This window comes from Paenibacillus chondroitinus NBRC 15376 (assembly GCF_004000765.1).
Classification (GTDB): domain Bacteria; phylum Bacillota; class Bacilli; order Paenibacillales; family NBRC-103111; genus Paenibacillus_E; species Paenibacillus_E chondroitinus.
Genome location: NZ_BILW01000057.1, coordinates 20,963 through 32,309, shown reverse-complemented (window position 1 = coordinate 32,309; position 11,347 = coordinate 20,963). Strand labels below are relative to the sequence as shown.

Sequence of the window (11,347 nt, the reverse complement as noted above, 5' to 3'; positions counted from 1 at the left end):
GGCCAGCGCCTTGATGTCGTCCGGCAGCACATAGTCGCGGCCGCGCAGCGCCGCGTACACCTGCGCCGCCTTCATCAAGGCGCGCACGCCGCGCGGCGAGACGCCAAGCGCGGCATCCGCATGCGTGCGCGTAGCTTCCGCGAGCTGCACGAGGTACTGCAGCAGCTCGTCGCTGAAGCGCACCTGCACGAACAAGCGCTGCGCTTCAAGCAGCTCAGCGCGCCCTACAACCGGCAGCAGCTGATCCAGCGGGTCCTGCTGTTGGTAGCGCTTTAAAATCTGCACCTGCTCCGTGGCAGACGGATAACCGAGCGAGAGCTTCATCAGGAAGCGGTCGAGCTGCGCTTCCGGCAGCGGGAACGTCCCCTGATTCTCGACAGGGTTCTGCGTGGCGATCACGAGGAACGGCGCTTCGAGCGCGCGCGTTTCCCCGTCGATGCTCACTTGGCGCTCCTCCATGCTTTCCAGCAAGGCGGATTGTGTGCGCGGCGTCGCGCGGTTAATTTCATCGGCGAGCACGATGTGAGCGAATAACGGTCCCGGGCGGAATTCGAATTCGCCGAGCTTTTGATTGTAAAAGTTAATGCCGCTAACATCCGAAGGCAGGAGATCCGGTGTGAACTGAATGCGCTTCATCGTGCCGTCCAAGGAGCGGGCCAGCGCTTTAGCCAGCTGCGTTTTCCCTGTACCCGGCACATCCTCAAGCAGCACATGTCCGGAAGCGATGAGGGCGATAACCATCAGCTCGACCGTCTCGTCTTTTCCTACAATGACTCTACCTACATTTTCCTTGATGAGCGTAGCGATTTGTCCTATTCGTGCGAAGTCCAACGGCTGTTCCTCCCAAATCATTAATGTGGTGAACAATATGTAAATCGGGACATAAGAATTGTCTACTTAAGTTTAACAGACACTAGGTGATTTTTACCATTACTTCCTTAACGCCTGCTAATCCTGTTGTGTATTCGATAGTCAGTTAGTACAATATGGATAAATAGCTTAATTACTAATTACTTACAAATCAGCACTTTATATGTAAATGTTTAGGGGGACCCTGATGTACAAGCTAATTTTAGTAGATGATGAAGAGGATGTCCGTGAAGGTGTCGTTCGCGAAGTGGACTGGGAAGCCATCGGCTTCGAGGTCATTGAGAAAGCGGAGAACGGCAGAGAAGCGCTGGAAATGGTAGAGCGATTACAGCCGGACGTCGTTGTAACGGATATTCAGATGCCGTTTATGAATGGGCTGCAGCTGGCCGAAGCGATTCGGGAACGCTTTCCGACCATCAAGCTGATCATTCTCACGGGGCATGATGAGTTTGAGTATGCCCAGAGGGCGATTAAGCTGCATATCGATGAGTATGTGCTGAAGCCTTTTTCCGCTCAGGAGCTTATCAATGCTTTGATGAAGGTGAAAGGGCAAATTCAGGAGGAAGTGGCGCACCGGGAAAATGTGCAGCTGCTCATGGAGCATTACCGGAAGAGCATGCCTGTGCTGAAAGAGAATTTCCTGGCAACGCTCATGAACCGGAAGCTTCCGCGCGAAGAAGTCTACGAGAAAGCGGCAAACTACGGGATTGAAATAGGCGGCCAAAGCTTTGTGGCTGCTGTTTTGAGTATCGATGGCGTACTCATTCCTGAAGAGGAGCTGGAGAATCGGGAAGAGCTGTCCAAGTCCGTTTCCTTAAAATATTCGCCGGATCAAGCGCTGAAATACTTCGCCCTATTAAATATCACGGAAGAGATTGTAGATAAACATCGGTTTGGCCTTGTTTTTATGCATGACGATCATGTGGTTGTGTTATCCGTAAGGGAGAGTGAGAACCGGGAAATCGCGCTGCAAGAGACGATGAAGGTGCTGGAAGAAGTTCGGCAGAATGTGGAAAAATATTTGAAGTTTACCTTAACGGTTGGTATTGGTACTGTCATGAAGGATGTGACCAAAATCAGCTATTCCTATGAAGACGCTGTATTGGCGCTGGACTATCGACTTATTCTTGGCAATAACCGCATTATTTCCATTGATGATGTGGAGATGCGGTCCGTGGAGAAAGTGCGATTTGACGATGTGAAAGAGCACGCTTTGACGCGTTGTATCAAGGTTGGGACGAATCAAGAGATCCGGGAGACGATGGACGAGCTTTTTCAGGGAATTGAAGGAGCTGTTTCCGTTAAGGACTATCAGATTTATTTGCTCGAAATCCTGACTTGCATCCTGAAGGCGGCCAAGGATTCGAATTTGAACGTGGACGAGGTTTTCGGCGACAACTTCATTCCTTTTACAGAGATCAATAAGTTTAAGTCGTTGGAAGAAGCTAAGCACTGGCTTGCCGAGCTATGCGCCTCGATGATGAACCATATCGCTACGGATCGCCAATATACTTACAAGAATCTGGTTGAGATGGCCAAGGATTATACCAAAAATCATTATCACGAAGGCGATATTACGATTAACAAAGTGTGCAGCCATTTGCATATTAGCGCGGGGTATTTCAGCAGTATTTTCAAAAAAGAAACGAAAATGACCTTCGTCAACTATTTGAACCATATCCGCATGGAGGCGGCGAAGGAGATGCTGCGTTCCACAGATATGAAGGCGCTGGAGATCGCTGAGAAGGTCGGTTATGCCGATGCGAACTATTTCAGCTTTTCGTTCCGAAAAAATGTTGGCGTTTCCCCAAAGGAATATCGCAATAACAGCAGCAAAGGGCAGTAGGGGTCAAGGAGCGGGGGGTTAGTTTTGATACGAAAAATACGAGCTCTATTCAAGGCTTTGTACGAGGTGCTGCTCGATACCATCCGGGTGAAAAGCATCCAATTTGCGATTACGATGTCTTTTATTTTCATCACCGTGACCGTTATGCTGATCATTTCGTTGGTGCTCTATAATAAGTTCTCCAAGACGGCGGAAGAAAGTGCCTTTTTAAATACACAGCAGATTGTAGAACAGGTCCAGTTTAACTTGGAAAATTATATAAAAGGCATGGCGGACACGTTCGAGGTGGTCGATGCCAAGATTGCCAAAAGCCGCGGCATCCCCTCCGACAAGCTGACGGAACAGTTGGAAACGATCGCAAGCACACGCGAGGATATTGTCTCCATTAATTTATTTGCTGCGGATGGCGAGCTGATTACAGGTCTCCAGAATGCCGGCATGCGCAAAAATACGAGGCTGATTGAACAGTCCTGGTTTAAGTCCGCTTTGGACAATCCGAACCATCTTTCCTTTTCGCTGCCGCATATTCAGAACCTATTCAAAGATCCGTACCGCTGGGTTGTTTCCATGAGTAAAGGGGTTACCATTGAACATGGCGGGAAGTGGGAGGACGCGGTGCTTCTGGTGGATGTGAATTTTAAAACGTTGGATGACGTGTTCCGCACGGTTTCTTTAGGTAAAAAGGGTTACGTGTACATTATCGACGATTCGGCCGGAAACATTGTGTATCATCCCCAGCAGCAGCTTATTTATATTGGCTTAAAATATGAAAATGTGGAGCAGGCGCTCAAATTCTCCTACGGCAAGTATATGGATGTCAGCGAGGGGGAACCCCGTCTTAATGTCGTTAGGACCGTTAATAATATCGGTTGGAAAATTATCGGGGTCTCCTATATGGATGAAATGATCACGACCCGCAAGGAAATCAGCACGTTTATGATTTGGTTGTTGGTCATTGTCCTTATATTTATTTTGCTCATCTCCTCCTTCATGTCAGCGCGCATTTCTAAGCCGATTAAACGGCTCAAGAAATCGATGGAAATGGTCGAGAAGGGGCATTTCGATACGTACATCCATGTTCGCGGCGCAGATGAAGTGGAGCAGCTTTCACGAAGGTTCAATCTCATGGTTTCCAGGGTGCGAGAGCTGATGGATCAAAATATTCATGAGCAAGAGATCAAGAGAAAAAACGAACTTGAGGTGCTGCAATCGCAGATTAATCCGCATTTTTTGTACAATACGCTCAATTCCGTGGTTCGGATGGTTGGGAACGGGAAAAACGAAGAGGTTGTTACGACGATTACCTCCTTGTCCAAGTTTTTTCGGATTTCGCTGAGCAAAGGGAAGAACATCATTACGATTGCAGATGAGATCGAGCATATTCGGAATTATTTAATCATCCAAAAGATGAGGTATAAGGACAAGTTCGATTATGACATTGAAGTGGATGAAGAAGTGCTGCCTTATAAAACGCTAAAGTTAATTTTGCAGCCATTTGTAGAAAATTCGCTCTATCATGGCATCGAGTATATGGTGGACGAAGGCCATATTCACATTTCGGCTAAAAAAATTGGCGATAATATAGAGCTCCAGGTCCAGGACAACGGTGTAGGGATGTCGGAAGAAACACTTAGGAACATTATGATTGGTTCGGTGAAAAGCGATAAGGGCTCAGGTGTTGGTCTGCGTAATGTGCATGAGCGGATTCAGCTGTATTTTGGCGCGGATTATGGCGTTAAGGTGGAGAGCGAGCTTGAAGAAGGAACGATCGTGAAAATCTGGATTCCAGCCATATTGGAAGAGGAATAGGGAGGATCCGCGATGGATAAAACAATGAAACTTGGCCCCCTCATATTCGCCATATTGGCCGCTGCCTTCTCCATGTCCTCCTGTATGCGCAATACGGAGACTGAGAGTACACCCACCGAGAAGAAGAAGCATTTGGAAGTGGTGTTAAGAAGCCAGAACGGGGACTATTGGAAAACGGTTAAAATGGGAGCGGAAGTCGCCGCGAAGGAATTTAATGTGACATTGGATTTCAGGGCGCCGGACGATGAAGGGGATGTGAAGGGGCAGATCGCCTTAATGGAGCAATCCGTTAATAGCGGTCCTGATGCCATTGTGCTCGCGGCAAACGACTATAAGGAATTGTCGGGAGTTGTAGACGATGCTGAGGGACGAGGCATTCCTGTTGTCGCGATCGACTCTGAAGTGGAGTCACGCAAAGCGAGAAGCTTCATAGGCGCCAACAATTATGAGGCCGGTCAAATGGCAGGTCAGCAATTAATCAAGCTTGCCGGACCCAAAGGAAATATCGCGATTGTGAGCTTTAAACAAGGGGAGCGCAATACGGAGCTTCGGGAGCAAGGGCTATTGGATGAAATCTCGAAATATCCGACCATGAAGGTCATTGCCAAGGTATACACGATGACAGACCGGGGGACGGCGGATCAGCTTACGCAAGGCATCATTGAGAAGTATCCGCATTTGGACGGGATTGTTGCCCTGAATGAAATCTCCTCCATTGGCGTTGCCGACGCGATTCAACGAATGAATCTGCAAGATAAAGTGAAAATCATCACATTTGACAGCACATCGGAAGAGTTGGAGCTGCTGCAGGAAGGCGTTATCCAAGCTACGATTATTCAGAATCCGTTCAGCATCGGCTATTTAGGGGTTAAAAATGCGGTTGAAGCCTCACATGGGAAGAAGATTCCGGGCCGTGTAGATACCGGGATTAAGGCCATTGACCTCAACAATATGTTCTGGTCGGATAATCAAAAATTGCTATTTCCGTTTATAAAGTGATGAGAATTTCGATAGAAGACATGAGGATATTGCATTTGTTTCGTAGTCCGCATGCCGTATATTTAGAAATGTAAATAAACAAACAACAACCTTTTAGGGAGGGTCTTACCTTGAAAAAATTGATTACCCTTGCAGTAGCGAGTGCTTTGGTTGCAACCGTAACAGGATGTGGCGCTAAAACAGAAAAACCTGCAGCATCTCCGGCAGCTAGCGCAGCTGCAAGCACTGGCGCAGCGGCAACAGCAGCTCCTGCTAAAACAGACGGCAAAAAACCAACAATCGGTGTAGCTATTTATAAATTTGACGATACATTCATGTCCGGTGTTCGCGCGGCGATCGCTGATGCTGCGAAAGACAAAGCAACTGTGGATATCGTAGACAGCCAAAACTCACAACCGACGCAAAATGATAAAGTTGACCTTTTCATCACGAAAAAAGTAAACGCTCTTGCGATCAACGCGGTTGACCGTACAGCGGCAGGCGTTATCATCGATAAAGCAAAAACAGCTAACGTACCGGTTGTCTTCTTGAACCGTGAGCCGCTGGCTGACGATATGAAGAAATGGGATAAAGTTTACTACGTAGGCGCGAAAGCTGAGCAATCCGGAACCATGGAAGGCCAATTGCTGGTTGACTACTTCAAAGCTCACCCGGAAGCGGACAAAAACAAAGACGGTAAAATTCAATACGTTATGCTGAAAGGCGAGCCAGGACACCAAGATGCTGAGCTTCGCACGAAGTTCTCCATCCAAGCCATTACAGATGCTGGTCTGGGCGTAGAGAAAGTAGCGGAAGATACTGCTATGTGGGATCGTGTAAAAGGTCAAGAAAAAATGGCAGCTTTCCTGGCTTCCAGTGAAAACAAAATCGAAGCTGTTCTTGCGAACAACGACGATATGGCTCTTGGCGCTATCGAAGCTCTGAAAGCAAAAGGTTACTTCAAAGACAATAAATTCTTGCCGGTTGTAGGCGTTGACGCTACGGCTCCTGCGCTTCAAGCACTTAGCGATGGCACGTTGCTCGGAACTGTTCTGAACGATGCGAAAAACCAAGGTGCTGCAACAACGAACGTAGCAACTGCTCTTGCTAACGGTCAAACACCAAGCAAAGAAACGACAGGCTACGATGTAACAGACGGTAAATATGTTTGGATTTCCTACAAAAAGATTACAAAAGCGAACATGAACGAAGCGAAGTAATCTGAATAGAAGCGGGCAAGAGCAATTATCCGCTCTTGCCTTCTTATTTGGAAACCCGTGCAAAGATACAGAGAAAAAGGCTTAGTACAATGGCTTCACTTTGTGGGGATTATCGTGAGCTGGTAGGGGGAGTTACCATGACATTACATGAGTATTTACTGGAAATGAATCAAATCTCCAAAGAGTTCCCCGGCGTCAAGGCGCTGGATAACGTTACCCTGAAAGTTCGCCCAGGAAGCGTGCATGCTTTGATGGGAGAAAACGGGGCTGGTAAATCGACGTTGATGAAATGCTTATTCGGCATCTATAAGCCGGATGGCGGAGAGATCAAGCTGAACGGTGAGAGCGTGTCCATCCTTAATTCCAAGGATGCGTTAGCAAACGGCATTTCCATGATTCATCAAGAGCTGCACCCGGTTCCTCATCGCAACGTGATGGAGAACATTTGGTTGGTCCGCTTCCCGGAAAAAGGGATCGGACCATTGAAATTAGTGGATCACAAGAAGATGCGCAGAGATACAGAAAAGTTGTTTGAACAGCTCCAAATGGATATTAAACCGGACACACTTGTTGGCACCTTATCGGTTTCGAAAGTGCAGTCCATTGAAATTGCCAAAGCCGTTTCTTTCAATTCGAAAGTCATTGTTATGGATGAGCCGACTTCGTCATTAACAGGAAATGAAGTTGAACAGCTATTTCGCATCATTCGCGACCTGAAAAGTCGTGGCGTCTCGATCATCTATATTTCACATAAAATGGAAGAAATCCTTGAAATCTCGGATGAAGTAACGATTATGCGTGACGGAACAAAGATTGGGACGTGGCCATCGTCAGAGCTGACAACCGATATGATCATCTCGAAAATGGTTGGACGTGATCTCAAAGAGCGTTTCCCTGAACGAAGCAATGTACCGAACGGTGTATTAATGAGTGTTGAGGGACTGACGTCGGTCATCCCAAGATCCTTTAAAAATGTTTCTTTCGACCTTCGTAAGGGAGAAATTCTTGGCGTGGGCGGTTTGGTTGGTGCACAGCGGACGGAACTGATGGAAGCTTTGTTCGGACTACGCGGTGTTGCATCCGGCCAAATTTCGATCCACGGCAAGCAAGTAAAGCTTAAATCGCCGATTGACGCCATTAAGCACAAAATCGCGCTGCTTACGGAAGAGCGCCGCGTGACAGGGATTTTCCCGGTATTGTCCGTGCTTGAGAATACAGTCATTGCGAATTTAGCACGATACATGAACCCCCTCGGATTCATTAATGAAGCGAAACGAAAAGTCGAAGTGGAGAAAAGCATTGAGATGCTTCGCGTGAAAACGCCGAACATGCATGCATTGATCAAAAACCTTTCTGGTGGTAATCAGCAAAAGGTGCTCTTGGCCAGATGGCTGCTTACAGAGCCGGACGTGCTCCTGCTGGATGAGCCGACTCGCGGAATTGACGTAGGAGCGAAGTTTGAGATTTATTCCATCATTGCCGACCTTGCGAAGCAGGGGAAAAGTATTATCATGATCTCTTCTGAAATGCCCGAGCTGCTTGGGATGTCAGACCGAATCATGGTTATGTGTGAAGGACGCCTTACGGGGATCGTAGAAGGAAATAAAGCAACAGAAGAAGAGATCATGCGCCTTGCTGCACAGCATATGGCATAAATGGGGGGCCAAGAAACCATGAGTACAAAAACAGAAACATTAAAATCTAGAGACATTAGTGGGTTCGTGACCAAATACGCAATCTACATCGTTTTGGTCGTGCTCGTTATTGGGATCGCAATTTATGATCCGCGCTTTTTATCCGTTAGTATTCTACGCGACATTTTGCTGCAGTCATCCACACGTGTCATCATTGCTTTGGGTGCTGCCTTCATTTTGATCACGGGAGGCACCGACCTTTCGACTGGACGGATTGTCGGTTTGACGGCCGTTATCTCGGCATCTATGCTGCAAACGCAGGATTATGGCCGCAGATTTTTCCCGGATCTACCGCACTTGCCACTGCTTGTTCCAATTATCATTGCGATTGTAGCTGGTCTTTTGGTTGGTCTTATTAATGGAATTATCGTCGCTAAATTGAAGGTTCCACCTTTCATCGCAACACTAGGAACGATGGTTGCCGTATACGGTGCCAACTCCTTGTACTTCGATATGAAACCGAATCAGTCCCAGCCTATCGGTGGTTTGAGACCTGATTTTAGTAAACTGGGAACAGGTTCTATCGGCTCTGATGCCACGTACTCATTACCTTATATTGTTATTATTGCTGTAGCTGTAGCGATTATCGTCTGGATCGTTTTCAACAAAACCAAGCTGGGTAAATACATGTACGCAATCGGCGGCAACATTCATGCGGCAGTTGTTTCGGGAATTAACGTTAACCGTTACCTGATTTACATCTACTCCATCGCGGGTGCTTTGTACGGATTGGCTGGGGTGCTGGAAGCGGCAAGAACCGGCGGTGCAACGAACAACTACGGTAACATGTACGAGCTTGATGCGATCGCAGCTTGCGTAGTCGGCGGCGTATCGACATCCGGTGGTATCGGAACGGTTCCCGGCGTACTTGCAGGGGTATTAATTTTCAGCGTAATCAACTACGGTTTGACGTTTATCGGGATAAGCCCTTACTGGCAGCTAATTATTAAAGGTGTTATCATCGTGGCTGCGGTAGCGTTCGATATGCGCAAATACATGAACTCTAAATAATAAAGCAAAAAGGATAGCAGGCTGTCGCGTAAAGGGGCAGCCTGTTATTTTACGAAGACAATTGAAAGCGGTTGCTACATAAAAAGGGGGCCTATGTATGCAGGAAAAAAAGATTTCCGCTACGGAAAAAAAGAGGTTTTCAATTTCTTTAAGAGGCAAAATTGTAGGAACCTTCGTTATTGTTTCATTACTTGTTGCGGTGACTAGCGGCTTGTCTTACACCTATCTGAATAAAGTTGATCGCTCTTATTCCAAGCTTTTGAACGATCATGTAACGATTCTTCGGCATGTCGCAGAGATTAAAGAGAAGACGCAAATACAGAACAGTCTGCTGCTAGGTTATGTGCTTAATCCTACGAAAGAGAAGGAGAAGTTTTTAACGGAAACGAATGCAGGGTTATCTGATATTATTGGACAAATGAGTGAGTTTGCCAAAAATGAGGACGAGCAGGGCGCGATCCAGTCCATGGCGGATTCTAACCAAACGTTCATGCGTCTGGTTAACAAAGTGGCAGAATACGCGGATAAAGGGAATGTCGATTTGGCGAAAGCCGAAGCGATGCAGTGGGCGATTCCGACGACAGAAACGTTAACACAATCTGCAGCCAAGATTGAAGAGTTGGAAAGAGCCGTTCAGGAAGTGGATACGGCACGGAATCATGACGTCGTGCAATCGACCGTTCGAACGTTGATTTGGGTTAGTGTAGCTGCATTCGTATTTGCGCTGGCGATTGGCCTTTTATTATCCCGGACGATTGTGAATCCGATCCGTTCCATGGTAAGAGCTGCCGAGCGGATTGCGGACTGCGATTTATCGAGTGGCAGCATCTACGTGAGCAATAGAGACGAATTAAGGGATTTGGCTATGGCCTTTAATGGCATGAAAGCTAATCTCCACAGCTTAATCAGCCAGGTGGGCAGCAGTGCCCAGCATGTAGCCGCAGCTTCTGATGCGCTAAGCAATAATGCTGAGCAGGTTAGTGAGTCTTCGGAACGGATCACTTATACGATTCAAGAGATTTCGACAGGGACGGATGCGCAGGTACGAAGTGTACAGCAAGGCGTTTCCATCATGGAAGAAATGTCAGCAGCGGTTATTCAAATTGTAGGCGTCACGCAATCGGCCAACCAGCAGTCTTTACTCGCCCTGGAAGCCGCTGGCGCGGGTAACACAGCCGTTGAGACGGCGATTACCCAAATGCAAGCCATCTCTCAGAAGATGAAGGTGCTGGTAGAATCTGTTCAGCGGCTTGGGGAACGCTCAGAGCAAATCGTGCAGGCGAATGCCATCATTGCCGGTATTGCGAGACAAACGAATATGCTCGCATTGAATGCCTCTATTGAGGCTGCACGGGCAGGGGCAGCTGGCAAAGGCTTTGCGGTCGTCGCCGACGAAGTCCGCAAGCTGGCTCTTCAGACGGGAGCAGCGGCTGAAGAAGTGACTCAGCTTGTTTCGAGTATACAAGAAGAAACAAGCGTGGTTATGAACTCCACCCAGGCGGGAAGCCAAGAGGTGGAGACGGGTCTTGAAGTTGTCGGCGTAGCACAGGCAACGTTCCTGCGCATCAGCGATGCGATGGACGATGTCGCTCGCCAGATTGCGGAAGTGGCCGCCAGCTCGGCCGCTATCTCTGCGAAAACGAGCGCAGCCGTTGACGTGATTCGCGGTATTGACGAAGTCGCGGGACAGACTGCTTCCGGTGCGCGCAACGTCTCCTCCAATATCGAGGGGCAGTATGCGAGTATGGAGGAGATTGTCTCTTCGGCCTCCGTGCTGAGCAGCATGGCCGGGGATTTGCAGGGCTTGATTGCTCGATTCCGTGTGTGAGCGCAATGGAATAGGCCTGAGGATATTTCCTCAGGCCTATTTTGTATGTACGTTTGTTATTAGAGATGAATAGAAGGAATTTATGCCGTTA

8 protein-coding genes are annotated in these 11,347 nt (G+C 47.8%); 7 read left to right on the top strand and 1 reads right to left on the bottom strand.

The features are described 5' to 3' along the window. On the bottom strand, window positions 1-831 hold an 831-nt coding region (locus PCH02S_RS32300), incomplete at its 3' end, for an AAA family ATPase (protein WP_246069353.1). Between the two features lie 226 nt (window positions 832-1,057). Between PCH02S_RS32300 and PCH02S_RS32295 the strand changes: the two genes are divergently transcribed. The 7 genes from PCH02S_RS32295 (at window position 1,058) to PCH02S_RS32265 (ending at window position 11,256) form a co-directional block, all read left to right on the top strand. Next, on the top strand, window positions 1,058-2,716 hold the full coding sequence (locus PCH02S_RS32295) for a response regulator (RefSeq protein ID WP_127458214.1): 1,659 nt from the start codon (window positions 1,058-1,060) through the stop codon (window positions 2,714-2,716). Window positions 2,717-2,830: 114 nt separating this feature from the next. Beyond that, window positions 2,831-4,525: a cache domain-containing sensor histidine kinase gene (locus tag PCH02S_RS32290; protein WP_127458217.1), complete on the top strand. Its 1,695-nt coding sequence runs from the start codon at window positions 2,831-2,833 to the stop codon at window positions 4,523-4,525. 12 nt (window positions 4,526-4,537) lie between these two features. Further along, on the top strand, window positions 4,538-5,524 hold the full coding sequence (locus tag PCH02S_RS32285) for a substrate-binding domain-containing protein (protein ID WP_127458213.1): 987 nt from the start codon (window positions 4,538-4,540) through the stop codon (window positions 5,522-5,524). 110 nt (window positions 5,525-5,634) lie between these two features. Then, entirely contained in the window at window positions 5,635-6,723 is a 1,089-nt protein-coding gene (locus tag PCH02S_RS32280; protein ID WP_127458212.1) for a galactose ABC transporter substrate-binding protein, read from the top strand. 137 nt (window positions 6,724-6,860) lie between these two features. Next, window positions 6,861-8,378 (top strand): sugar ABC transporter ATP-binding protein, encoded by a 1,518-nt coding sequence (locus PCH02S_RS32275; RefSeq protein ID WP_127458211.1) that lies wholly within the window; start codon window positions 6,861-6,863, stop codon window positions 8,376-8,378. An 18-nt stretch (window positions 8,379-8,396) separates the two neighbouring features. Further along, window positions 8,397-9,428, top strand: coding sequence for a galactose/methyl galactoside ABC transporter permease MglC (gene mglC, locus PCH02S_RS32270; protein WP_127458210.1), 1,032 nt, complete (start codon window positions 8,397-8,399; stop codon window positions 9,426-9,428). Between the two features lie 97 nt (window positions 9,429-9,525). After that, on the top strand, window positions 9,526-11,256 hold the full coding sequence (locus tag PCH02S_RS32265; RefSeq protein WP_127458209.1) for a methyl-accepting chemotaxis protein: 1,731 nt from the start codon (window positions 9,526-9,528) through the stop codon (window positions 11,254-11,256). Window positions 11,257-11,347 lie beyond the last annotated feature (91 nt).

Excerpts from the sequence above, each read along its gene's own strand:
- PCH02S_RS32295 (WP_127458214.1), top strand. The coding sequence starts at position 1,058 with ATGTACAAGCTAATTTTAGTAGATGATGAAGAGGATGTCCGTGAAGGT.
- PCH02S_RS32275 (WP_127458211.1), top strand. The coding sequence starts at position 6,861 with ATGACATTACATGAGTATTTACTGGAAATGAATCAAATCTCCAAAGAG.
- PCH02S_RS32285 (WP_127458213.1), top strand. The coding sequence starts at position 4,538 with ATGGATAAAACAATGAAACTTGGCCCCCTCATATTCGCCATATTGGCC.
- mglC (WP_127458210.1), top strand. The coding sequence starts at position 8,397 with ATGAGTACAAAAACAGAAACATTAAAATCTAGAGACATTAGTGGGTTC.
- PCH02S_RS32265 (WP_127458209.1), top strand. The coding sequence starts at position 9,526 with ATGCAGGAAAAAAAGATTTCCGCTACGGAAAAAAAGAGGTTTTCAATT.
- PCH02S_RS32290 (WP_127458217.1), top strand. The coding sequence starts at position 2,831 with ATGTCTTTTATTTTCATCACCGTGACCGTTATGCTGATCATTTCGTTG.